At 63.0% G+C, this 24,088-nt stretch carries 20 protein-coding genes; 9 read left to right on the top strand and 11 right to left on the bottom strand.

Features of this window, described 5'->3' with window-relative positions; all coding sequences use genetic code 11:
- Positions 1–97 precede the first annotated feature (97 nt).
- The gene (locus RA19_RS02730) at positions 98–1,543 is read right to left on the bottom strand and encodes an aldehyde dehydrogenase family protein (RefSeq protein ID WP_039159353.1); all 1,446 of its coding nucleotides are present in this window, start codon (positions 1,541–1,543) and stop codon (positions 98–100) included.
- A gap of 106 nt (positions 1,544–1,649) precedes the next feature.
- Between RA19_RS02730 and RA19_RS02725 the strand changes: the two genes are divergently transcribed.
- Positions 1,650–2,537, top strand: a complete 888-nt coding sequence (locus tag RA19_RS02725) for a LysR family transcriptional regulator (protein ID WP_039159351.1) — start codon at positions 1,650–1,652, stop codon at positions 2,535–2,537.
- A 6-nt stretch (positions 2,538–2,543) separates the two neighbouring features.
- Here RA19_RS02725 and RA19_RS02720 read toward each other — a convergent pair whose 3' ends face one another.
- Positions 2,544–3,320 (bottom strand): pyrroline-5-carboxylate reductase, encoded by a 777-nt coding sequence (locus RA19_RS02720; protein WP_039159349.1) that lies wholly within the window; start codon positions 3,318–3,320, stop codon positions 2,544–2,546.
- A 14-nt stretch (positions 3,321–3,334) separates the two neighbouring features.
- The gene (locus tag RA19_RS02715; RefSeq protein WP_039159347.1) at positions 3,335–4,357 is read right to left on the bottom strand and encodes a LacI family DNA-binding transcriptional regulator; all 1,023 of its coding nucleotides are present in this window, start codon (positions 4,355–4,357) and stop codon (positions 3,335–3,337) included.
- A 113-nt stretch (positions 4,358–4,470) separates the two neighbouring features.
- Here RA19_RS02715 and RA19_RS02710 point away from each other — a divergent pair, with 113 nt between their 5' ends.
- From RA19_RS02710 to RA19_RS02690, 5 genes are all read left to right on the top strand, one after another.
- Positions 4,471–5,982 (top strand): tripartite tricarboxylate transporter permease, encoded by a 1,512-nt coding sequence (locus tag RA19_RS02710; RefSeq protein ID WP_039159345.1) that lies wholly within the window; start codon positions 4,471–4,473, stop codon positions 5,980–5,982.
- Positions 5,979–6,434, top strand: coding sequence for a tripartite tricarboxylate transporter TctB family protein (locus tag RA19_RS02705; RefSeq protein WP_039159343.1), 456 nt, complete (start codon positions 5,979–5,981; stop codon positions 6,432–6,434). The genes RA19_RS02710 and RA19_RS02705 overlap by 4 nt, the downstream gene beginning before the upstream one ends.
- 40 nt (positions 6,435–6,474) lie before the next feature.
- Entirely contained in the window at positions 6,475–7,434 is a 960-nt protein-coding gene (locus tag RA19_RS02700) for a Bug family tripartite tricarboxylate transporter substrate binding protein (protein WP_039159341.1), read from the top strand.
- A gap of 66 nt (positions 7,435–7,500) precedes the next feature.
- Positions 7,501–8,922, top strand: a complete 1,422-nt coding sequence (sauS, locus tag RA19_RS02695; RefSeq protein ID WP_039159339.1) for an acylating sulfoacetaldehyde dehydrogenase — start codon at positions 7,501–7,503, stop codon at positions 8,920–8,922.
- The gene (locus tag RA19_RS02690) at positions 8,919–10,415 is read left to right on the top strand and encodes an AMP-binding protein (protein WP_039159336.1); all 1,497 of its coding nucleotides are present in this window, start codon (positions 8,919–8,921) and stop codon (positions 10,413–10,415) included. Before sauS ends, RA19_RS02690 begins: the two co-directional genes overlap by 4 nt.
- A gap of 173 nt (positions 10,416–10,588) precedes the next feature.
- On the opposite strand, the gene RA19_RS02685 is transcribed toward RA19_RS02690, so the two are convergent.
- From RA19_RS02685 to RA19_RS02665, 5 genes are read right to left on the bottom strand one after another with little or no spacing between them, the layout of a single operon-like run.
- On the bottom strand, positions 10,589–11,410 hold the full coding sequence (locus RA19_RS02685) for an enoyl-CoA hydratase/isomerase family protein (RefSeq protein ID WP_052261618.1): 822 nt from the start codon (positions 11,408–11,410) through the stop codon (positions 10,589–10,591).
- Positions 11,411–11,413: 3 nt separating this feature from the next.
- Positions 11,414–13,528, bottom strand: a complete 2,115-nt coding sequence (locus RA19_RS02680) for an acetate--CoA ligase family protein (RefSeq protein WP_152615666.1) — start codon at positions 13,526–13,528, stop codon at positions 11,414–11,416.
- Entirely contained in the window at positions 13,525–14,640 is a 1,116-nt protein-coding gene (locus tag RA19_RS02675; protein WP_039159333.1) for a mandelate racemase/muconate lactonizing enzyme family protein, read from the bottom strand. The genes RA19_RS02680 and RA19_RS02675 overlap by 4 nt, the downstream gene beginning before the upstream one ends.
- Positions 14,637–15,776: a zinc-binding dehydrogenase gene (locus RA19_RS02670; RefSeq protein ID WP_039159331.1), complete on the bottom strand. Its 1,140-nt coding sequence runs from the start codon at positions 15,774–15,776 to the stop codon at positions 14,637–14,639. The genes RA19_RS02675 and RA19_RS02670 overlap by 4 nt, the downstream gene beginning before the upstream one ends.
- Positions 15,773–16,960 carry a TauD/TfdA family dioxygenase gene (locus tag RA19_RS02665; RefSeq protein WP_052261617.1) on the bottom strand — a complete coding sequence of 396 codons (1,188 nt, stop codon included), beginning with the start codon at positions 16,958–16,960 and terminating at the stop codon, positions 15,773–15,775. The genes RA19_RS02670 and RA19_RS02665 overlap by 4 nt, the downstream gene beginning before the upstream one ends.
- Positions 16,961–17,064: 104 nt before the next feature.
- On the opposite strand from RA19_RS02665, the gene RA19_RS02660 reads away from it, so the two are divergent.
- The gene (locus RA19_RS02660; protein WP_039159329.1) at positions 17,065–17,997 is read left to right on the top strand and encodes a GlxA family transcriptional regulator; all 933 of its coding nucleotides are present in this window, start codon (positions 17,065–17,067) and stop codon (positions 17,995–17,997) included.
- A gap of 339 nt (positions 17,998–18,336) precedes the next feature.
- Here the strand turns inward: RA19_RS02660 and ctlX are convergent, their stop codons facing one another.
- On the bottom strand, positions 18,337–19,272 hold the full coding sequence (gene ctlX, locus RA19_RS02655) for a citrulline utilization hydrolase CtlX (RefSeq protein ID WP_039159326.1): 936 nt from the start codon (positions 19,270–19,272) through the stop codon (positions 18,337–18,339).
- Complete coding sequence (locus tag RA19_RS02650; protein WP_039159667.1) at positions 19,269–20,339, bottom strand: ornithine cyclodeaminase; 1,071 nt, start codon at positions 20,337–20,339, stop codon at positions 19,269–19,271. Before RA19_RS02650 ends, ctlX begins: the two co-directional genes overlap by 4 nt.
- 140 nt (positions 20,340–20,479) lie before the next feature.
- Here RA19_RS02650 and RA19_RS02645 point away from each other — a divergent pair, with 140 nt between their 5' ends.
- A complete protein-coding gene (locus tag RA19_RS02645) occupies positions 20,480–20,926 on the top strand; it encodes an Lrp/AsnC family transcriptional regulator (protein WP_039159325.1) in 447 nt (148 codons plus the stop codon).
- Positions 20,927–21,070: 144 nt separating this feature from the next.
- Here RA19_RS02645 and RA19_RS02640 read toward each other — a convergent pair whose 3' ends face one another.
- Positions 21,071–21,502 (bottom strand): DUF1489 family protein, encoded by a 432-nt coding sequence (locus RA19_RS02640; RefSeq protein WP_039159323.1) that lies wholly within the window; start codon positions 21,500–21,502, stop codon positions 21,071–21,073.
- Between the two features lie 198 nt (positions 21,503–21,700).
- Here RA19_RS02640 and RA19_RS02635 point away from each other — a divergent pair, with 198 nt between their 5' ends.
- Positions 21,701–23,986 carry an adenosylcobalamin-dependent ribonucleoside-diphosphate reductase gene (locus RA19_RS02635; protein WP_039159321.1) on the top strand — a complete coding sequence of 762 codons (2,286 nt, stop codon included), beginning with the start codon at positions 21,701–21,703 and terminating at the stop codon, positions 23,984–23,986.
- The last annotated feature ends 102 nt before the right edge of the window (positions 23,987–24,088 follow it).

Genomic DNA, 24,088 nt, shown 5'->3' with positions numbered 1-24,088 from the left:
TTTGCCAAAGGCAAACCTCCGGTTTGACGGAGAGAGGCAGGACGGGCGCTTCGGTAAACTGGCAGGCCGGCTGCACGGCGCTGCCAGGGTTCCTTGATCAGACCGGCTTGCCGGCGCTGATGTAGGCGGTCTTGACGGTGGTGTAGAATTCCGCCGCCGCCTTGCCTTGCTCGCGCGGGCCATAGGAGCTGTCGCCGCGGCCGCCGAAGGGCACGTGGTAGTCGGTGCCTGCGGTCGGCAGGTTGACGGTCACCACACCGGTGCGCGCGTTGCGGCGGAAGTGGGTAGCGCGCGCCAGCGACTGGGTGACGATGCCCGAGGTCAGCCCGAAGTTGGTGTCGTTCACTACAGACAGCGCTTCGTCATAGCTGCCGACCTTGATCACCGAGGTCAGCGGCGCGAACATTTCCTCGCGGTTGATGCGCATGTCGTTGGTGGTGTTCAGGAACACGCCCGGCGACATGTAGAAGCCTTCGGTCGGCATCTCCAGGCGCTGGCCGCCGCAGGCCAGTTCCGCGCCTTCGGATGTGCCCAGGTCCACATAAGCCAGGTTTTCGTTCAGCTGCTGCCCGCTGACCACGGGACCCATCTGCACGCCTGCTTCCAGCGCGTGGCCCACTTTCATCGCCTGTGCGCCTGCCACCAGTTTCTCAACAAAGGCGTCGTGCACGGCCGCGTGGACCACGAGCCGGGAGGAGGCGGTGCATTTCTGTCCGGTGCCGCCAAAGGCGCCGCCCAGCGCCAGGGAAACAGCCAGATCCAGATCGGCGTCGTCCATGACGGCCAGCGCGTTCTTGGAGCCCATCTCCATTTGCACCTTGGTCAGGTTCTGGATGGCTGCGGCGGCAATCCCCTTGCCCACCGGCACCGAGCCGGTGAAGGAAATGGCGTTCACCTTGGGGCTTTCGACCAGACGCTGGCCGATCGAGCGGCCGGAACCCATGACCAGCGAGAACAGACCTTTGGGGATATCCTGGCGTTCGATGATCTCGGTCAGGGCAACAGCAGACGCCGGGGTGATGTTGGCGGGCTTCCAGACAACGGCGTTGCCGTAGCACAGCGCCGGCGCGATTTTCCAGGACGCGGTTGCGGTCGGGAAGTTCCAGGGCGAGATGATGGCGACAACGCCCACCGCCTCGCGCCGCACGTCGACTTCGATGTCCGGGCGCACGGAGTCGGCGTTTTCACCGATCTGGCGCAGGCATTCGGCGGCGTAGTAGGTAAAGAACTGTCCTGCCCGATAGACTTCACCTTTGCCCTCAGCCAGCGGCTTGCCTTCCTCGCGGGAGAGAAGTGTGCCCAGCTCTTCGGCGCGCGCCATCAGCTCGTTGCCGATGTTCATCAGAACCGCCTGCCTGCGCTCCAGACCGTAGGCTGCCCATTCGCGCTGTGCGATCTGCGCCTGATCCAGTGTCGCTTCCAGCTGGTCGCTGCTGGCCTGGGCAAACATGCCGACCAGATCGCTCAGATCCGACGGGTTGCGGTTTTCGATTTCGCTTTCGCCAGCCAGCCATTCGCCGGCAATCAGGTTCAGTTTGGTCACGGTACGGGCCCCAGATGCTGAAATTCAGGTTTGCAGCAGGATGGACTCCGCGGGACACATCAGTCAAACTCAATAAACTGAAAGAAACTTCAACAAAACTGAAGCCATGCCTTTGAAGATCGAAATGCTGCGCGCCTTCTGCACCGTGGCGCAGACCGGCAACCTCTCCGAAGCGGCCAACAGGCTGGGCCGCACCCAATCTGCTGTCTCGATGACGCTGAAACAGATGGAGGAGCATCTGGGCAAGAAGCTGTTCGAGGGTGAGCGCAAGAACCAGCTGTCGCCGCTGGGGGAGCAAGTCTTTGAACTGGCCCAGAAACAGGTGCGCCAATTCGATCAAACAGTGCAGAGCATCGAGATGGCGGCCGAGGCGATCCACGGGCTGATCCGCATTGTCTCGGTGCCGTCTGTCGCGGCGCTGGTCTTCCCCGCGGTGCTGGAGCATATGACCGAACGCTACCCGGGCCTGAAGGTCGAGCTGCGCGATACCGACACCCAGCAGGTTCTGGATGCCCTGGCCGAAGGCAAGGCGGACATCGGCATCGCCTCGGGTTATCACCCGGTCAACGGCGTCAAGGCCGTGCCGCTGTTCGAGGACCGTTTCGGGCTGGTCTGCTCCACCGACCACCCTCTGGTGCTGCAGAAGCATCCGCCGGTGATCGCCGACATCGCCGGCGCGTCCTTTGTGCGCAATGCGCTGTGCGATCTGATCCGGAACGAACGTTTTGTCGCGGCCAGCGGCTCCGCCGATGTAACGATCCACAACACCCACTCGCTGATCACCATGGTGCGGACCGGCAAATGGGTGACGGTGCTGCCGCAGACCGTGGCCCGTTTCATGCCGGAAACCACCGCCTTCCGCCCCATCGCCGATCTGCCGGACAAGCGGGAGGTTTACCTCTATCAGCGAGAGCGCAGCCGTTTTGCCGTGCTGACAGAGGAGTGCTGCACCTTTATCCGGTCCTGCGATCTGTCCGCTGATCTGCCGGCCTGAAAAGGCCTATGATTTGGCCGCCTGCAGCCGGGCCGCGACACTCTCCAGCCCTTCAGTCAAAGCCTTGCTGCCGCCTGCGCTGTCAAAAACCCGGAACAGCTGCTCGTTCAGCCCGCCCGGGGTTGAGTGCCCTTCACGCAGGGCGCTGAAACTGCTGCCGGCATCTGCCTCAGCCCGCTTTGCCAGCCCGCTGAAGACACCCGTCAAATAGGCCTGCGCACCCTCTTCGGAGCAGCCTTGAGCCGCCAGCCAGCCTGCTGCGGTTTCAAGCACGCCGAAATAGGTGCCCATCAGGGCGCTGGCGGCGGCATAAGCGTCAAATTCTTCAACTGTCTTTGCCGTAACAGCCGTTCCAAGCCCGGCAAACAATCCGGATAGCACCCGGTCCTGCGGGTAAAGCACCGTCACCCCGCGCCGCTCAGCCACTGCGGGCAGCGGGATGGCACGGGTGAGCTCCACATCCGCGCCGATCCATTCCCGCAGCCGTTCATGGGTCACGGTTGCAATCAGGCTGACCACTTTCTGGCCTGCCCTGAATTGCAATGGCTGCAGCACCTCTTCCGCAACCTGCGGCAGCACCGCAAGGAACAAAACATCTGCCTGATCTGCAATCTCCTGATTATCCGTGGCGATCTGCACCTGAGCCGAAGCCACCGCCAGCCGTGCCGAAACCGCGCGGCTGCGCTCGGACAACAGGAACTCATGCGCTGCCCCCTCCTGCTTCAGCAGGCCGGTCACGATGGCCTCGGTGATCACGCCGGTTCCGATAAAGCCGAATTTCATGCCCCCTGCCCTCCTCAAATCCGTCCGGTGGTGCCGCGCAGGATAGGTTCAAGCTCACAGCACAGTTTGAACATCTCCGGCGCCTCCGAGGTGATATAGCTGGTGAACCGCTCGCCTGCGAGCGTGCCGATGGTTTCCGCCGGGATCCGCACCGTGGTGAGGCTCGGCTCGATATCTGCCGAGCCCTTGAAGTCGCCGATCCCCATGATCGATAGGTCCTGCGGCACTTTCAGTCCGCATTTCTGCGCCCCGTAGAGGGCGCCCTGGGCGATCACGTCGTTGCCGCACAACAAGGCCGTTGGACGCGACGGTCCGGAGAGCAGCTCCAGGGCGGCCTGTTTGGCCTGGGAGACACTGTAGGGCGCCTCGGACTTCCGTTCGTCCGGCACGGAAATGCCATGGGTTTCAAGAGCTTCCACTGCCGCAGTCAGCCGGTGGCGGGCCCGGTCATTGCCGCGGGTGTCGGGGAAGATCAGGCCGATGTCCCGGTGCCCCAGCTGCAGCAGATGCTCAGCCGCCATCCGGCCCGCCTGCCTGTTGTCAGCACCGACGCAGGGCAGCTCCGACTCCTCTGCGTAGTTCCAGATCGCCATCGCAGGCGTCTCCTGCTGCGCGATCAGCCGGGCGGTGGCGTCGGAGTGCTCCAGCCCGATCAGCGCCACCCCGTCGACCCGGTGCTCCATCAGCTTGCGCACCATCGCATATTCCCGGTCCAGATCGTAACCGTGCGAGGCCAGCAGCAATGTAAACCCGGCCTGGTCGATGGCATCCGAAAACGCCTGGATCACCTCGGCAAAAATCGCGTGGTTGATGGTCGGCACCACCAGCCCGATGGTGCCCGATCGTTTGCCATGCATCATCTGCGCGGCGCGGTTCCTGACATAGCCCAGTTTCTGCACCGCGCGATTGATCTTCTTGCGAGTCGCCGGGCTCACCAGATCGGGGTGATTGAAGGTGCGCGACACCGTGGAGGGTGACACTTTGGCGGCCCTGGCAACCGCAACAATATCCACGTTACCCTTTTGTTTTGGCGTCATAATCTCCCCTCCTCTGGCAGAATTTATGAAAACGTTTGCAATACTATTTTCATGGCCTAACCTGTTTTGTCAACAAAAGCAAAAGCGCGATCAGCCGGGTTGGGAGGCCCCGAATGGACTTCATATTTTACTTCGGAGACGTATTCTCACCGCTGTCATTCCTGCTGCTTCTGGGCGGCACGATTGGCGGGCTGATCCTGGGGGCGACCCCGGGGCTTTCCCCCACCATGGCAGTGGCGCTGCTGATCCCCTTCACCTTCCATCTGGAAGCGGTTCAGGGCCTGATCCTCTTGGGAGCCGCCTATACATCCACCGTGGCAGGCGGCGCGGTCAGCGCGATCCTGCTGAAGATCCCCGGCGCCCCTGCCAACATCGCCACAACACTGGACGGCCACAAGATGGCCAAGCAGGGCAAAGGCGCCAAGGCGCTGCAGCTGTCCTTCCTCGCCTCAGCCGTGGGTGGCATCTTCGGCGTGCTGCTGCTCATTTTCCTGACCCCAGTTCTGGCGCAATGGGCGCTGGCTTTTGGCCCCTCGCATCTGTTCTGGCTGGCCATTCTGGGAGTCACGGTGATCGGCTCGCTCGACTCGGCCTCTGTGGTCAAAGGCCTGCTGTCCGGCTGCATCGGATTGTGGCTGGCGACCATCGGCTTTGACGACATCATGGGCGCCCAGCGCTTTATCTTCCACCCGTCGCTCGGCGGCGGCATCAACATCATTGCAGCCCTCATCGGCCTGTTTGCCATCCCGCAAGTGCTGACCATGTTCGCCAAGGGCCGCCGCGCGAGCGGTGCCGAGGTGATCGAAGTGCAGAAACACTCGGTCCTCGACGCGACCAAAGAACTGCTGCGCCGCCCGCGTGCCCTGGGCATCGGCACCATCACCGGCTCCATCATCGGTCTGATCCCCGGCGTTGGCGGCCAGATTGCCGGGCTGGTGGCTTATGACCAGACTAAGAAGTTCTCCTCAGAGAAGGAGAAGTTCGGCCAGGGCCACAGCGAAGGCGTGATTGCCGCGGAATCCGCCAATAACGCCATGGTCGGCCCCTCGCTGGTGCCGCTGCTGACACTGTCGATCCCCGGCAGCCCCACCGCTGCGGTGCTGCTGGGCGGGCTGCTGATCCACGGCATCTTCCCGGGCTCCGACCTGTTCGACAATCACCCGGATGTGGCTTGGACCTTCATCAACTCGATGCTGGTGGGCCAGGTTCTGATGTGCCTCTTCGGCCTCTACGTGGCAGGGCTTGCCGCCCGTGTCGCCCAGGTGCCGCAATCGGTGATGGCTGCCATCGTGCTCGCCCTCTCCGTCTTCGGCGCTTACTCGGTGCAAAGCTCGATGGGCGATGTCTATGTCATGGCCTGCCTTGGCATCGGCATGTATTTCCTGGAGCGTTTCGGCTTCTCTGCCGCACCGCTGGTTCTGGGGCTGATCCTGGGGCCGATCGCGGAGTCGAACTTCATCCAGGGCGGCATGATCGCCGACGCCACAGTGGGCAAGGCCAGCTACTTCCTGTCCGGCGGGCTGAACATCTTCCTGATCGCCGTGGTCGTCGCCTCCATCGCCTACTCGGCCTGGATGGAGCTGCGGACCCGCCGCCATACCACCAAAGAGGAGGCGCAGGCATGAACCGGTCTCAGCACATCCTTGGCTCCGGCCTTGTGTTCGCAGTTGGCATCTGGGTGACCTGGGTCAGCTATACGCAATCCCCCGCCGAAGCCTTCCTGTTCCCGCGCCTGATTGCATCCGTCTTTGTGGTGCTGGCGGGCTGGACTTTCGGCAAGGCGGTTCTGGGCCTCAGCAAAGTCGGCTCGGGCATCTCACGCACCATGTTCATCAGCATGGTGCCCGGGCTGGCCGTGATGACGGTCTATGTTTTCTGGGCCGCCAAGGCGCTGGGGTTCTACACCGCCACCGCCATCGCCTTTTTCATCCTGCTGTCGCTCTACGACCCGGCGCCGCATTCCGAGGGCAAAACCTGGGTCAAGCGGGCCGTGATCACCGCCGTGTTCGTGGCAGTGATGTACGGCCTCTTTGCCAAACTGCTGAGCGTCTACACGCCGCGTGAAATTCTGTTCTGACCGGCAAAACCGGTCCGAAATCAATAGGGAGGAGAAGAAAATGAAGAAACTGATTGCAAGCGCCGCCATAGCGCTGATGGGCCTGGCAGGCACCGCCATGGCTGAGGAGTATCCGGAACGGCCGATCCTGATGATGGTCTCTTACGGGGCCGGCGGGGCCACCGACTTCCAGGCCCGGATCGTCACCATGACCGCGGGCAACGAGGACGCGCTGGGGATGCCCATCGCCATCATCAACAAGCCCGGCGCCGGCGGCCGTGTCGGCTGGAACTGGTTTGCAACGCAAGCTGATCCGGACGGCTACACCCTGGCGGCCTACAACGTGCCGCACTTCATCGCCCAGTCGATCAAAGGCGGTGTGTCCTATTCCGCCGACAGCTTTGAGCCCATCGCCAACTGGGGCGCCGACCCGGCAGTCTTTGTTGTGGCGGCTGACAGCCCCTTCAACTCCATGGCGGATGTGGTCGCCCACGCCAAGGAGAACCCGGGCAAGCTCACCTTCTCGGGCGCCGGCCTGTTTGTTGGCCACCACATCGCCGCGCTGCAGATCGAAAAGGCGGCAGGCGTGAAGATGGCCTATATCCCCACCAAAGGCGGCGGCGCAGCAGCGATGAAGGCCGTGATCGCCGGTGAAGTTATGGGCGGGATCAACAACCTGTCCGATGCCTTCCGCGCGCAGGAGGCTGGCAGTGTGAAAATCCTCGGCGTCGCCGACCTGCACCGCTCGGACTTCCTGCCCGACGTCCCCACCATGCAGGAGCAAGGCTTGGACGTAGACAACTCCTCGGTCAATTTCCGCGGCGTGATGGTGCCCAAGGGCACACCGCAAGAGGTGATCGACGAGCTTGCCGCCACCGTGCCTGAGATGTTTGCCAACCCGCGCGTCGCCAAGAAGATGCAGGCCGGCGGCTCGCCCATGCACATCATGACCCGTGACGAGGTCAAAGAGATGTGGGCCGCACGCGAACAAACGCTGAAAGAACTTCTGGCCGGGCTCTGATCCCCCCCTCCGGCCGAAACCCTCCGGGGCAGCGCCCCTGCCCCGGACAATCAATCGAGGAAAGACATGACCGCTCAGGACGCACTCGCCTCCGGCATCGCCGAGGTGGAACAGATCGTGGCGCGCGCCCGCACCGCCCAGCAGGCCTTTGAGGCAGGCGGCAGCCAGGCGCTTTATGACAAGGCAGCTTTGGCAGCAGGCTGGGCCATCATGGAACCCACCCGCAACCGCGCCCTGGCCGAACTGGCGGTGGAAACCACCGGCCTCGGCAATGTGGCGGACAAGATCACCAAGAACCACCGCAAGACGCTGGGCCTGCTGCGCGACATCGCGGGTGTTAAGACCCACGGCATTATCAGCGACGATCCTGAAACCGGCATCACCGAGATCATGCGCCCCATCGGCGTGATCGGCGCCGTTGTCCCCTCGACCAATCCGGCAGCGACGCCTGCCAACAACATCATCAACGCGCTGAAAGGCGGCAATGCCATCGTTGTGGCCCCCTCGCCCAAGGGCGTGGCCTCCTGCGAGTTGCTGCTTTCCTATATCCATGATGAATTCGCCAAGCTGGGCTTGGACCCGGATTTGGTGCAGATGATCCCCGCCCCCGGCTCCAAGGCCAAGACCCAGGCGCTGATGGAGGCCGCGGACCGGGTGATCTGCACCGGCAGCCAGAACAACGTCGACCGCGCCCAGTCCTGCGGCACGCCAGCCGTGGCGGTCGGTGCCGGCAATGTGACCGTGATCGTGGATGAGACCGCAAACCTGGCGGATGCCGCGGCCAAGATCACCGCCTCCAAGACCTTCGATAACGCCACTTCCTGTTCCTCGGAAAACTCCGTGGTGGTGGTGGATGCCATTTATGAGCAGTTCATCGCCGCGCTTGCCCAGGAAGGCGGCGCACTGGTGCCCGAAGCAGAAGCCGCTGGCATCATCGCTAAGCTCTGGCCCGATGGCCATCTGAACCGCGAAGTCATCGCCCAGGACGCCGGCAAGATGCTGACTGCGCTGGATATGTCCGGCAAAGTCCCCGCAGGTACCAAATTCCTGGCTATCGAAACCAAGGGCATCGGCCCGGACCACCCGCTCTCCGGCGAAAAGCTAAGCCGAATTCTGGCCGTCTATCGCTCGGCGGATTTCGCAGAGGCCAAAGCCACCGCATCCCGTATTCTCGCCCACCAAGGCGCAGGCCACTCCATCGGCATTCACACCGCCCGGAACGAACGCGCGGTGCAAATGGGCCGCGACATGCCCACCTGCCGGGTGATCGTCAACCAGGCCCATACCTTTGCCACCGGCGGCGCCTTCACCAATGGAATGCCGTTTTCCCTGTCGATGGGCTGCGGCAGCTGGGGCGGCAATTCGATCGACACCAACCTCAACTGGCGCCACTTCGTGCAGAGCACCAAGATCGTGCGCGAAATCCCCTCCTGCGAACCGGCGCTGGAAGACATCTTTGCCGGCTACTGGGCGGAGGCGGACCAATGATGGAACCGCCCAAAGGAACCATCCGCGACTGGCTCAACACACGCGCAGAGGAAGGCGGCACCGGCTTTGTCTTCCCCGACGGCGCGCCCGACCTCAGCTGGCCCGAGCTGCGCGACACCGCCCGGAACATCGCCCGCGCGCTGACCGCCAAGGGCATTTCCAAGGGCGAAAGCGTCGCCATCCTGCACCCCAATGGCCGCGAGGCGCTGGAGTGCCTGTTCGGCGTTCTCTACGGTGGCTTCCGCGCCACCATGATCAACCTGGTCGCAGGCAACAGCGCGGTGTCTTACGCCCTGCAGCACAGCGGCGCCCGCTTTGCCTTTGTGCACGCCAGCCAGACAGACCTGTTCGAGCAGACTGCCGACCTGTCTTCCATCTCCCCTTTCGACAGGCAGGCAGCAACTGGTGGTCCGCCGGCAGAGCTGCACCCGCTCTCTGCCGGCGACCACGCTTTGCTGATGTACACCTCCGGCACCACCGGCCGCCCCAAAGGCGTAGTGCATTCCCACGCAAGCCTGCTGGCAGGCGGCTGGACCACCGCCGTCGCGCATGAGCTCACCCCCCAGGACCGCGGTCTCTGTGTCTTGCCAATCTACCATATCAACGGCCTCTGTGTGACGGTGATGGGCACGCTGATCTCCGGCGGTTCGCTGGCCATGTGCGAACGTTTCTCCGCCAGCCGGTTCTGGGCCCATGCGGGCTGGTCGCAAGCCACATGGTTCTCGGTGGTCCCCACCATCATCTCGCACCTCTTGCACTCGGACCTCGACCCGGTCGACAGCACCCGCGCTCGCATCCGTTTCGGCCGCTCCGCCTCCTCGGCGCTGGCTCCGGATGTGCAGCGCGCCTTTGAGGACCGCTTCGGCATGCCCATCATCGAGACCATGGGCCTCACCGAGACCGCCGCCCAGATCCTGTCAAACCCGCTGCCTCCGGGCATCCGCAAGATCGGTTCCCCCGGCATCGCCTATGGCAATGAGATCGCCATCCTGGACGCCAATCAGAACCCTGTCACCGACGGCAGCGAAGGCGAGCTGGCGGTGCGCGGTCCCAATGTGATGATGGAGTACCTCAGCAATCCCGAGGCCACCGCGGGCACCTTCACCGCAGACGGCTGGCTGCGCACCGGCGACCTGGGCCGCATCGACGCCGACGGCTATGTCTTTGTCACCGGCCGCCTGAAGGAACTGATCATCAAAGGCGGCGAGAACATCGCCCCGCGCGAGATTGACGAGGCGCTCTATTCCCACCCCGACGTAATCGAGGCCGCGGCCTTCGGACGCCCCTGCGCGAGCTACGGAGAGACGGTGGAAGCAGCCGTCAAGATTCGCAACGGCTCCAGCCTGACGCCGCTGGAGCTGATCGAGATCTGCCACAGCCAGCTTGGGAAATTCAAATCGCCGGATGAGGTCCACTTTCTGCCGGAGCTGCCCAAGGGCCCCTCGGGCAAAATCCAGCGCAACAAGATCCTAGGCGAAATCGAAGGCCGGTAACGGCCTCCTATAAGTCAGCACCTCTGCCCCAATGTTTCGCACGCGAAACATCCGGTCAGCCCTGCTGACCGGTCCGCCGCGCGCCAGCGCGGCGCCGGGCCCAACGGGTGACGGTGCTCCAGAGGAGCACCGGAAACGGGCGGGAGCCCCCCGCCGCAATTGGGCGGGAGGTCTCAATCCAGCCCCTCATAGCGCGCATTGGCTTCCTTCAGAGTTGCCTTCAGCCCTTTTTCGATCGTCGACTTCGAGAACTCTTCATACTCCGGCACCGGGTTTGCCCCCATGATGGCCACCTGCTCCAGATAATAATCAGTGGCAGTGCGCAGGCCCTGCATCTCATAGACCTTGTTCAAATACATCTTGTGCATCCGCTGCATCTCCCGCGGCATGCGGGCCATCAGCAGCGCCTTTTTGTGGGTCGCCTCCTTCAGCTCTTCCAGCGGCACCACATCGGTGATCAGCCCCATCTCCTTGGCTTCAGCCGCAGTCAGCTCACGCCCCGTCAGCAGCAGGTCCTTGGCGGTCTTCATGTTCACCAGCCAGGGCAGGAACATGCAGTGGCCGGAGATGCCATAGCGCACCTCGTTATAGCCGATGCGGGTATCGTCCGAGGCGATGGTGATGTCGCAGAACAGGCTGAGTTCAAACCCTTTGCCGATGGCGATGGAGTTCACGGATGCAATCACCGGCTTGGTCACCCGCCAGGGAGTTGTGAACTCCTCGAACTGCTTGAAGTAATGGGCGCGGTATTCATAGATTGAGGTGCGGTCCTCCTCCGCGTCCTCGTCCAGATCATGACCGGCGCAGAAGCCCCGGCCGGCGCCCTGGATCACGATCACATTGACGTCGTCATCCGCATCCGCGCGCTCCAGCCCGGCTTGCAATTCAGCGATCAGCTTGAGGTTCATCGCATTGAGCTTTTCCGGCCGGTTCAGCGTCAGCCAGCAGATATGGTCGGCGTCTACTTCGTAGATCAGATGGGAATAGTCGGTCATGTCTCAGCCTTTCAGGGTCAGGACCGCATCGGCAATAACCGCGCGGGTTTGGGTGAGCAGCAGCGGGTTCACTTCCAGCTCTGCGATTTCGGGGTGTTCCGCAGCAAAGGCGCAAAGCGCCTCGATGGCATTCAGAGCGGCGGCAAGGTCAGCCGCAGGCCGTCCCCGGTAGCCGAGGATCAGCGGCGCCAGTTTCAGGCCCCTCAGGGCTGCTTCGATATCGGCGCGCGGTGCGGGCAGGATCAGAGTGGCGGTGTCCTGCATCAGCTCCACCGCAATGCCGCCAATGGCCAGCGTCAGGGTGAGGCCGATGCCCGGCACATGGCGGATGCCGACAAGCAGTTCGCCAACGGGATCCTGGATCATTTCCTCGATCAGGAAGCCTTCGGCCTCAAGATTTTGTTCAGCGAGGCGTTCTGCCATGGCGCTGATTGCAGCAGACAGGTCTTCCGGCGCAATGTTCAGCGCGACAGCGCCCGCCTCGGTCTTGTGCAGCAGACCCGGCACGATGGCTTTCACGGCGCAGGTGCAGGGGATCTCAGGCAAGCCGCCCGGCCCATGCACAAGCCATTGGCGCGGCACATCCAATCCTGCTTCGGCAAGCCAGAGTTTTGCCTCTGCTTCACTCAGCGTCCCGCCCGGCAGATCGGCCAGGCAGCGCCCGGCCCGTCCTCCTCGGGGCGGGCGCTGCGCTTCCCCCCCGCCAGGCCGGGCGCTGCTCTCAGCGTTCAAAATCATGACTTCCGGGTTCAGATCGACGCGAGATTTCCCATAGCGCGCCGCATGGGCCACCGCGCGCAAACCGTCCTCGATCCCCTGCAAAGGTGCCATGCCGCTGGCAATCATCCGGTCGCGGGCTTCGCGTGGCAGCGCCTCGGCCAGGGTGTTGACGAAGGCCGCCGGACGGTTCCCTTTGGCCTCGGCCAAAGCGCCGGTGGTGGCGTCCCAGGTCGACATGTCCCAGCCGCTTTCAGGCGGGTAGCACATCACCTGGGCAAAGAGATCGTAATCATCCTGCGCAAAGGCCTGGTAGATCGGCAGCTGATCACCCTGCGGCCAGCCATGGGCGTCGGAGATATCCAAAGGGTTGGCAGGGCCGACATAGGCAGGCAGCGCCGCGTCAATGGCCGGAGCAACCTCTGCCGAGGGCGGCACCATCTGCAAGCCCGCCTTCTCGGCAATATCGCCGCCCAGCACCGCATAAGAGCCTGAGGAGGTGATGAAACCGGTTTTCAAGCCCTTGGGGATGGGCGTGAAGTTCAGCATCTTGACGGTTTCGATGGCTTCCGAGGGTGTCGTTACTTCGATCCAGCCAAAGCGGCGGAACAGGGCTGAGGCCACTGCCGCATCACCCGACAAAGACGCTGTATGCGACTGCGCGGCGCGGGTGCCTGCCTCGCTGCGGCCGCCTTTGATGGCCACCACCGGAATGCCCTTGCCGGCGGCCTTGGCAGCAGCCTGCGAGAGTTTTCCAACATCGGCAATGCCCTCGAAATAGACATTCACCGCCGTCACCCGGGCATCGTCCAGCACCGCATCCAGCATGTCGGCGACGCTCACCATCGCCTGATTGCCAAGGCCGATCATATAGGCGATGGGCTGCGAACGGTCGGCGCAGCCAAGGTCGCTCAGGTAGGCCCCGCCGTTGGAGATCACCGCCACGCCTTTGCCGGGCGAATGATTGCCGAAGTGATCCATCATGAAGGCATTCCCATCCAGGAAATTGGCAATGCCCGGGCAGTTGGGGCCGATCACCGGCATCTCTCCGGCGGCCTCGATCATCTCTGTTTGCCGCGCCACGCCATCGGCGCTTTCCGAGAAGCCAGAGGTGATGCAGACCACCCCGCCGCAGCCCTGTTCCGACAGGGCGCGCACGGTTTCGATCACGGCTTCCTTGGGGATCACCAGGACAGCAACGTCTGGTGCCCAAGGAAGGTCCGCAGCCGAGGGCACACAGGGCAGTCCAGCAATTTCCGCCCGCTTTGGGTTCACTGCGATGGCCTCTCCGGCGAAGCCATTGGCCTTCATGTAGTCGATTGCAGGCGCAATTCCGCCGCCGCCGAACCAGGCCACCCGGGCCGGGTTCAGCATCCGTTTCAAACGGTCCGCCTTGGTCACAGGCTGTACTCCGCCACCGGATCGCCCAGCACCTCCGGATCGACCTCAACACCGAGGCCCGGCGCGCAGTCTTCCGGGACCTTCACCCGGCCTTTCACCACCGGGAACGGGTTCTTCACCACAGGCACCGCGGGCAGGTGGTAGTCATAGAGGCCAAAAGTTGCCGCCGCCGGCAGCCCCTGCGCCAAGTGGGAGACCGCTGCCAGGGTCAGGCCGGTGCCGTAGAAATCCTCGATCCGCATCGGGATGCCGAGACGCAAGCCGGTCTCCACCAGATGGCGGTGTTCGGAGATGCCGCCGGTGCAGCCCATCTTGAGCACCGCGGCATTGATCACCCCGTCCTTGGCGGCGCGGATGAAGCTGTCCTGATCCTCGATTGCTTCGTCCAGCATCAGCCCCATGCCGGTGTGGCGGGCAACAGTGCGGCACTGCTCGTAGGTCTCGCAGGGCTGCTCGATCAGCGGTGCCAGGTCGCGCACCAGCGGCATCACCTGCATCGCCTGATCCACGGTCCAGGCGCGGTTCACGTCGAACCAGCAACGCTCATCCTCGCGCATGGCCTGCTGGCAGGCACGGATGCGGGCAACTTCCAGCTGCGGGCTGCCATAGCCGATCTTGATCTGGAACAGCTTGTAGCCCTGGGCGCGGAATTCCTCAATCTGTGCCACCTGCTCTTCAGGCGAAGCGGTGTTCACCAGGCACAGAACCGGCATGTCCTCGACCACCCGGCCGCCCCAGAGGTCGACCAGCGGCAGCCCGCGCGCCTTGCCCTGCAGGTCCCACAGCGCCATATCGATCACCGATTTGGTGGGCTTGTGGCCGCGCATAGCAAAGCGGATGTCCTCCATCCGGGCGCGGTGGTTCAGCGGGTCCTGCCCCAGCAGTGCGGGCGCGATCAGCTCAATCCCCGCGCGGGCCGCCTGCGGCGAGGTCGGCAGGTAGTAGGAGGGCGCGGTCATGGTCTCGCCCCAGCCGGTCAGCCCCTCGCTGGTGTCGATCCGCAGCACGGTGGTTTCCAGCGGGATCTCCATGTTCAGGGTTTTGGTATAGCGGGTCTCGACGCCCCATTTGTCCAGCACCACGCGGTAGACGGTCAACTTGGTGATCTTCATGTCCGGTCCTCCTGGGCCAGGGCCTGCTGCGGCGGGATCAGCACCATGCTGCCCACATGGTGTTTCTGCAGGAATGCCTCCTGCGCGGCGGCGATTTCAGACAGTGGCCGGGCGGCGGCGACAGCCGGTTTCAGCCCGCCCGCATGCAGGATTTCCATGAGCCGCGGAAAGGTCTCCTGCAGGTAGGCGGTGGAGCCGAAGAAGCTGAGGTTCTTGAGGTAGAGCGTGCGCAGATCGAGAGTCACATTCGGCCCGGCAATGGCACCTGCGGTGACATAGCGGCCGCCGCGTTTCAGCAGTGAGAGGTACTCGGCGAAGCGCTCCCCGCCCACCACATCGGCGATCAGGGTGAACTTGCGGCCCCCAGTGGCGGCCAGGGCCGCGCTTGCGTGATCCGCGGCGGCGCGACCGATCACATGATCTGCTCCGATGGCCCGCACCTCATCCGCCTTGGAGGCGCTGCAGACCGCCGCCACTTCGGCGCCGTAGTGCTTGGCGATCTGAATAAGGAAGGTGCCGACTCCGCCCGAAGCTCCGGTAACCAGAACCACGTCGCCAGCCTTGAGCCCGGCCATCAGCATCATGTTCATCGCGGTGCCGCCGGAACAGGGCAGCGTCGCCAGCTGCGCGTCCGTGAACGGCAGGTCATCCGCTACCGTCACAGCGTTGCGCGCGGGCAGCCTGGTGAACTGGGCAAAGGCGCCGTCGTATTCCGAGCCCAGAAAACCCGCGTTCTCCAGCCACTCCGGGTCTTCTGGATCGTAGAGGTAAGGGGCGCAAACCACCCGCTCGCCGATGCGGGCCGGGTCCACTCCCTGTCCCACGGCGGCAATGCACCCCACACAGTCCGCTCCTTGGATGCGCGGGAAGCGGATGTCGCCGGCCCAGTCGCCCATGCCGCCTTCGTCGACACCAAAGCCCGCTTGGCCGCCAGCCTCGGTGGTGCCGTCGCCAACGCCGGCATTGTACCAGCCTGTGCGGGTGTTGATGTCGGTGTTGTTCATGCCTGCGGCGGTCACCCGGACCAGCACCTCGCCGGGTCCGGGCTGCGGCACCGGCACATCGGTGCGGTAATGCAGGCACTCCAGCCCGCCGTAGCCGGTCAGATGCACGGCAGCCATTTTGTCGGGGATCATGACTGCGCCTCCTGCTCGGCCTCGGCCCGGAACTGCCGTTTCAAAGTGCGGATGCGCGAATGCAGGTCGTCGCGGTCGGAGTAGATCCCCTCGATGAGCCGCGTGCCGCCCTTTGCGTCATACCCCGCTCGCCCGTGCAGCGCGCGGCGGTTGTCGAAGGCCAGGAGGTCACCCGGCTCGTAGCGGAACACCATCTCGTAGCGCGGATCCTGCGCCCGGGCGCAAAAGGCGCGGTAAGCCTTGTAGGCGCGGGCCTGCACCTCCAGCGGCGCCTTCAGGGGCGCCCGCAGAAAGGTGTTGTAGCGCACACCGGTGATGCTGCCCTTGGCATCGGTCTCCACCACCGGGCCGCTGGCGCGATAGTCCGAGCGGCGGGCGCGGTTCGAGTATTCCCAGACGTCCGTCACCAGAGAATGGAAATGCTCCGGTTCCTCCTCGCGCATGTCTTCCGCGACCTGAAAAGCGTCGACGTAAATTCCCTCGCCACCGGTGGCGGTGTTGCTGCGGGTGTAAAGGAACTGCAGCCCGTGCGGGGTTTCGCGTGTCGGCATGTCGATATGCTGAAGCAGCTTATCGGGCGTGAAGGCCTGGCTGTCGGGATCGTCCTTGATCTCCAGCACATACTGGCGGCCAAAGTTGCTTTCGCGGACCGGGCCGATGCGGGTGACGATCTCCTCCAGCAGTCCGTCCTGCTGCGGCAGACCGCGCAGCCTGGCCACGCCGTAATCGCGCAAAGCCTCCAGCCATTGCAGAAAGACGCGCGGGTTCTCCAATGCCTCGGGGCCATTAAAGGTCAGCGGCTCCATCAGATCCTCGCCCCGCCATAGGATTGGCGGCGCAGGCTCCTCCTCTCCGAACCAAGCCGTACCGCGCAGCCAGCCGGGGTGATAGGCGCTGGTGGTGCCATCGGAGAAACGCACCTCCACCGCGCCGCTGTCCAGGATCCCGGCCCCGGTGATGGCGACATCGGCGACAATACCGTTCGGAGAGATGCACATCTCCCTTGCTTTGGGATGGATCGTTGCCCCATCGGGGCTGTTTTCGCGCAGCAGCAGCACGTGGTGCTGGCTGGTTTGGCCATCCGACCAGGTTACCTCCAGCGCCTCGCCCGTGTGCTGCAAACGCCCGGCATGGTGGTCGATCGGCCAGACATCGAAGTCCGGCGTCCAAGGCAGCTCGGTCATGTTCTCTCCTCCACTGGCAGAGGATGTTAGAAACCGTGCATCAAAAACGCTTGACCAGGTTTTGCAACTTTCTAACGTAAATTGACAAACTGCCACGAGGCTCCATGCCGCAAGCCGACATTATCCTGACCGGAAACTTCCCGATCCTGTCACTCACCCTGGTGACCGAGCCGCTGCGGGTGGCCAACCGCGAAAGCGCGGATACGCTGTGGCGCTGGCGGTTCCTCTCGGTGGAGGGCGGTTACCTGACCAGCTCGAGCGGCATTGAAATCCCCACCGAAGCATTGGACCGCAGCAAGGCGGATGTGGTGCTGCTCTTGTCCTCCTACCACCCCGAAAGCGCCGTCGCCGGGCCTTTGCTCAGCTGGCTCAAACGACGCGCGCGCGAAGGTGCGGTGATGGGATGCGTCGACACCGGCGCGCTGATCTTTGCCGAGGCCGGGCTGCTCAGCCGCCGCCCTGCTGCGGTGCATTTCGAGGCGCTGCGCGGCTACCGCGAGAAATTCGGTGCAGAGATGTTTGCCGACCGGCTGTTCGATGTCTCCGGCAACCGCTGCTCCAGCGCGGGCGGGGTCGCCACCTTTGACATGACGCTGGGGCTGATCGAGCATTTCAACGGGCGGCAGCTGGCAGACCGGGTGGCCGAGATCCTCACCTACCGGCCAACCAAGCACGGCGGCCCGCAGCAGCGGCTGCTGACCGATACGTCTCTGGCGCGGCTGGACCGCAGCCTGGCCAAAGCAGTGGATCTGATGATCGCCACTTTGGATCAACCGGTACCCGTGGCTGAAATTGCTGCCCGGGCCGGGGTTCCGCTTTGGACTTTGGGGCGGCTTTTCAAACATCACCTGAAAGAAACGCCCGCCGCTTACTACCGCAATCTGCGGCTCGGCGAAGCCCGCAACCTGCTGCTCAACTCCAGCCTGCGTATCGGAGAGATTTCCAGCCTTTGCGGCTTCGAAAACCCGGAGAGCTTTGCCCGCGCCTACCGGCGCAGATACGGCGTTTCAGCGTCCTCCGAGCGCGCATCAGCCTAATCCAATAAGGCGTTATTGCGCTGCCTGGCAGACGTGCGGACAAAGTCCTCCAGCGCGATCCCGGTGAACACGATTGTCGTGGACGTAAGCTGCCTGCCGAAAGCCTCCAGAGGATATGACGCAATACCCTTTGGCGCTTAGAACGGAGCGGAGGTTACCGCCGGGATGATCGAAGCCCAGCCCAGAGCCATAATGGCGAACCTCTAAACAGTTTAGGGGCAGCGCAACCCGTATGTATTGACGGATGACAGCGCGACTCCAAAACCGTTGAGCTTGCCTGCTCCGGCAGCAAAATGAGGCCCGCTCAGGTTAGAAACGGGCCTATCTTCGCAGCAATCCTCAGCCGCGGCTGGCCAGGTGGATGCCGGCAATGGTGCAGCGCACGGAGCCACCTGCCATTTCGATGGTGGGGATCTCTAGCGGCACCAGTTTCGCATGGGCTTCGATGCGGCTGCGCTGTTCCGGTGTCAGCACTTCAAAGGCTGCCTGCGACAGTGCCAGGATCGGGCCCTCCGAACCCATCAGCTCGATGGCGTTGCCTGCAAACCCGGCGATCTGAGCCTCGGTGAGGTCGATCACATTCCGGCCGGTTTCCCCCAGCCGGGCCAGGACCTCAGCCCGTCGGGCGGGATCGGCGATCATGCCGCTGCCGATCATGGCAAAACCGGTGCCGATGCACATCAGGACATTGGTGTGGTATACAGACGTGCCCTGCCCGTCCTGCGCCTCGAACACCATCGGTTCAAAGTTGAAATGGGTGCAGAAGCGTTCCAGCGCCACCGGGTTGGTGCGGTCGCTGGCCACCGCATAGGCCACCCGGTTGATGTGGTCGAGAACCATTGCCCCGGTGCCTTCCAGAAACAGTCCGTCCGGCTCCAGCCCCGAATAGTCGATGATGTCCTGCACCCGGTATTCGGATTTGAGCATCTCCAGGATGTCCTGGCGCCGCTCCAGCCGCCGGTTTTTGGCCTTCATCGGATAGACCGCCACATGGCCACCGGCGTGGGTTGAGAACCAGTTATTGGGAAAGACGCAATCGGGCGTGGTGGGGTCTTCGCCTTCGAACACATGTACGCGGACGCCGTGCTCTCGCAGAACCTCAACCGCGCGGGAGTGTTCCGCGTAGGCGCGCCGGGCGTACTCGGCCTCTTCCCCGTCCTTGGCCGTCACTACCGCTTGAAACGCATTGTCGGCGGCGGTTTCGGTATTCACGGTGAAATGATGCGGGCGCACCATCACCACCGCGCCGGGCGCCTGTACGGAAGACCGGATCATGCTGTTTCCTCCGCCGCAGGGGCCGCGCGCTGCACCATGCCGAACAGGTCGCGCGGGTCATCCGGATCAGCGAGCATGTCGAGGTTTTGATAGAGCCCGGTGCCACTTAGTTGATCGCGGACGTAACGCAGGGCTGAGAAATCCTCGGTGGCGAAGCCTACCCCGTCAAACAGGGTGATCTGGCGGTCATCAATGCGCCCGGCCGCCTGGCCGGTGATGACCTGCCATATTTCAGTCACCGGGAAATCTTCGGGCATCTGCTGGATTTCACCTTCGATCCGGGTCTGCGGCGGATATTCGACGAAGACATCGGCGCGGCTCAGGATCGCGCGGGCCAGTTCGGTCTTGCCGTGGCAATCGCCGCCAATGGCGTTGATGTGCACACCGGCGCCGACCATATTGTCATTCAGCACGGTGGCGTTTTGCTTGTCCGCGGTGCAGGTGGTGATGATCTCTGCCCCTTGGACCGCCTCTTCGGCGCTGGCGCAGACCACAAGGGAGAAGCCCTGCCCCTCGAGATTACGCAGCAGTTTGGCAGTGGCCTGAGGGTCAATGTCATAAAGACGCAGGCTGTCGATGCCGCAGATCTTTTTCATCGCCAGGGCCTGGAATTCCGACTGTGCGCCGTTGCCGATCATTGCCATAGTGCGGGCGCCCTTGGGGGCCAGATGCTTTGCCACCACTGCCGAGGTGGCCGCTGTGCGCAAGGCTGTCAGCACGGTCATTTCGGTTAGCAGAACCGGGTAGCCGGTGTAAACATCCGCCAGCAGCCCGAAGGCCGTCACCGTCTGCAGACCCTCCTTGGTATTTTTGGGGTGGCCGTTCACGTATTTGAACCCGTAGGTGATGCCGTCCGAGGTCGGCATCAGTTCGATCACACCCTCCTTGGAATGGGCCGCGACGCGCGGTGTTTTGTCGAACAGCTCCCAGCGGCGGAAATCCTCTTCGATATAGGCGGCAATGCCAGCCAGCATCTGTTCAATTCCAATCCGGTGGATCAGCTGCATCATGCTGTCGACGCTGACAAAGGGAACATAAGCGCGTTCCGAAGGGACGGGTGCAGACATGGTGTCATCCTGTATTTCATTCATGACCTGCCGCCAGCATTCCTTAGACAGATTGCATTGAAAATCTAAAGTCTGCTAAGTTTTGCTCTCTCAATTTATACAAATTGATCAGCCAGTCTCAGCACTTTGCAGGAACCACGATGAAACAGCACAGCAATGCCAAGCACATCTTCGACGATCACGACCGGCTGCTGATCAGCCTGTTGCGCAAGGACGGCCGTGCCCCGGTATCGAAGCTGGCCGAGATCATGGGGTTGTCGCGCGGCACCGTGCAGACCCGGCTCGACCGGCTGCTGGAGAGCGGCGCGCTGCTGGGGTTCACTGCGCGGGTGCGGGATGATTATGAAGCCGACCAGATCCGCGCCATCATGATGATCGAGGTAATGGGCAAGAACACCTCGCAGGTGATCCGCAGAATGCGCGGTCTGCCGGAGTTGACAATGATGCACACGACCAGCGGCAAGTGGGATCTGATCGCGGAGATCACCGTTGCCAGCCTGCAGGACTTTGACCGGGTCCTGCGTGAAGTGCGGCTGATCGACGGCGTCATGAACAGCGAGACCAGTATTCTGCTATCCAGTGTCTAGCGGCTGCTTCGGCAGCTATCGCTGCACCGCCTGCCCTACCCGGCCCGAAAACAAAAATGATACTTTTGCGCCTGGATATCTGACGCAAAATTGTTTCGACGCCCGGACGCGCCCGGAAGCCGCCATGCCTGCGCCGGCAGCTGATCAGATCACGCCAATCTCGGCCAGTGCCTGAGACAGTTCCGGCGGCAGCGGCTCTTCCTGCTGCTTGCCGGCCGGCAGATCCGCCGGAGACTCTCCGGCTTTCAGATAACGCCAGCCCTGGAACGGGCGTTTGGGTGCGGTGTGGGTGCGGTGCAGCTCCGGATCAAGGATGATGGCGCAGCGGCGGATGCCGTCTTCGCCGATGACCTCGTCCATCCGCAGTACCCGCTGGCGGCATTGGATCAGCCCCTTGATCACCCAATAGATCGAGCCGCCGTTGAGGATTTCCGCCTCGCGCTTGGGCCACATGCGGGTGACATGCCGCGGCAATCCTTCCGGCAATTCTTTCCGGCGCATCTCCTGCCAGGCCATCAGGCTTTCGACGCTCTCGGTGCCCACCGAAAGCTTCACAAGGTTCACGCGCTTATCCACAGGTTCCCCACAGAGTCGTCCATAGTTTCGACAGTATATAGTAGTTTACGGAACCCTGACTTCAAGGTATTGTGTTTATCCACGCTTTTACTGCAAGAAAGCCTTAACGAATGACGGATTCGCTGCCGGGTAAACTCCGGTACAGCGCCTCTGCCATTTGCGACCCAAAGACGCCTATACGACTCAAAGGACCATGACATGAGCCGCTTTGCTGCCCCCATCGCCGAGCAGATCTGGGATATGAAGTACCGTTTCAAGCAGGCCGATGGCACGCCGATCGATGTGACCGTCGAAGACAGCTGGCGGCGGATTGCACGCGACCTGGCACGGGCGGAGAAAGACCCGGCGGCCTGGGAAGACAAGTTCTTTGGCGCGCTGGAGGATTTCAAATACCTGCCTGCAGGCCGGATCACCGCAGGTGCCGGCACCGCGCGGCAGGTCACCCTGTTCAACTGCTTTGTGATGGGCACTGTGCCGGACAGCATGTCGGGGATCTTCGACATGCTGAAAGAAGCGGCGCTGACCATGCAGCAGGGCGGCGGCATCGGTTATGACTTTTCAACCATCCGGCCGCGCGGCGCCGATGTGAAAGGCGTAGCGGCAGATGCCTCCGGCCCGCTGTCGTTTATGGATGTCTGGGATGCAATGTGCCGCACCATCATGTCGGCAGGCTCGCGCCGCGGTGCGATGATGGCCACCATGCGCTGCGACCACCCGGATATCGAGCAGTTCATCACCGCGAAATCCGACCCGGCCCGCCTGCGCATGTTCAACATGTCGGTGCTGGTCACCGATGATTTCATGGAAGCGGTGAAGGCAGACGGCTCCTGGGAGCTGCAATTCGACAGCAAGGTGTACCACACCGTCGAGGCGCGCGATCTGTGGAACAAGATCATGCAGGCGACCTATGATTATGCCGAGCCGGGCGTGATCTTCATCGATCGCATCAACAAGGCCAACAACCTGAGCTACGTTGAGAACATCTGCGCCACCAACCCCTGCGGCGAGCAGCCGCTGCCGCCTTATGGCGCCTGCCTGCTGGGCTCGATCAACATGGCACGGCTGGTGGCAAATCCGTTCGAAAAAGACGCACAGCTGGACCAGGCTGCCATGCAGGAGCTCGTCGCTACTGCAGTCCGCATGATGGACAATGTTGTCGATGTGTCGAAATTTCCTCTGGAAGCGCAGGCGCAGGAAGCGCAGAACAAGCGCCGGATCGGCCTGGGTGTCACCGGCCTCGCCGACGCGCTCTTGATGCTGGGCCTGGAATACGGTTCCGACGAGGCGGCGCGTCAGACCGACGAATGGCTGCACGGTATCGCCCGCGCCGCCTATCTGGCGTCGGTGGAGCTTGCCAAGGAAAAGGGCGCCTTCCCGCTGTTTGATGCCGAGGCGTATCTCAACTCCGGCAACATGCTGAACATGGATGACGACGTCCGCGACGCGATCCGCGAGCACGGTATCCGCAATGCTCTGCTCACCTCCATCGCACCGACCGGCACCATCTCTCTCTACGCAGGCAACGTGTCTTCGGGTATCGAGCCGGTGTTTGCCTATGCTTACACCCGCAAGGTTCTGCAGAAGGACGGTTCGCGCACCGAAGAGGAAGTGGTGGATTACGCGGTGCAGATGTACCGCGAGAAATTCGGCGCCGATGCCAAGCTGCCGGACTATTTCGTGAACGCCCAGACCCTGTCCCCCGCGGCCCATGTCAAAATGCAGGCGGCGGCGCAGAAATGGATCGACTCGTCGATCTCCAAGACCATCAACTGCCCGGAAGACATCTCCTTTGACGCCTTCAAGGATGTCTACATGCAGGCGTGGGATCAGGGCTGCAAAGGCTGCACCACCTATCGCCCGAACGACGTGACCGGCTCGGTCCTGTCGGTGAGCGAAAGCGCCGACACCGCGCCGGGCGAGACCGCGCAGGCACCGCATGAGAGCGACAGCGCGGAAGTGGTTTACATGTCCGAACCTCTGGACCGCCCGCAGTCGCTGGAGGGCCATACCTACAAGCTGAAGTGGCCGGACAGCGAGCACGCGATCTACCTGACCATCAACGACATCATCATCAACGGCCACCGCCGCCCGTTCGAGGTGTTCATCAACTCCAAGAATATGGAGCATTACGCCTGGACGCTGGCGCTGACGCGGATGATCTCGGCCGTGTTCCGCCGCGGCGGCGATGTGTCTTTTGTTGTCGAGGAACTGAAGGCAGTGTTCGATCCGCGCGGCGGCGCCTGGGTACAGGGCAAGTACATCCCCTCAATCCTGGCCGCGATCGGCGGTGTGATCGAGACCCATATGGTTAAGACCGGCTTCCTGGAAGGTGAAGGCATGGGCCTGAAGTCCGACCCGCAGGCAGAGGTGGTGAACCTGAACGCACCGCGCGGCAAAGCTTGCCCCAGCTGCGGCCAGTTCGACATGCAGATGGTCGAGGGCTGCATGACCTGCCGCAGCTGCGGCCACTCCAAGTGCGGATGACCGGCTGAAGCTGCTGTTGCCGGGCAAACCATGCCTTTTCCGGAACTCACACCAACCGGTTTCCGGATTAAAAAAATGAGCCATAAAAATAAGGGCGGGACA

Source organism: Leisingera sp. ANG-M1 (assembly GCF_000813745.1).
Classification (GTDB): Bacteria; Pseudomonadota; Alphaproteobacteria; order Rhodobacterales; family Rhodobacteraceae; genus Leisingera.
Note: the sequence above shows the minus strand (reverse complement) of the source record. Positions and strands in the feature narration are given on the sequence as shown.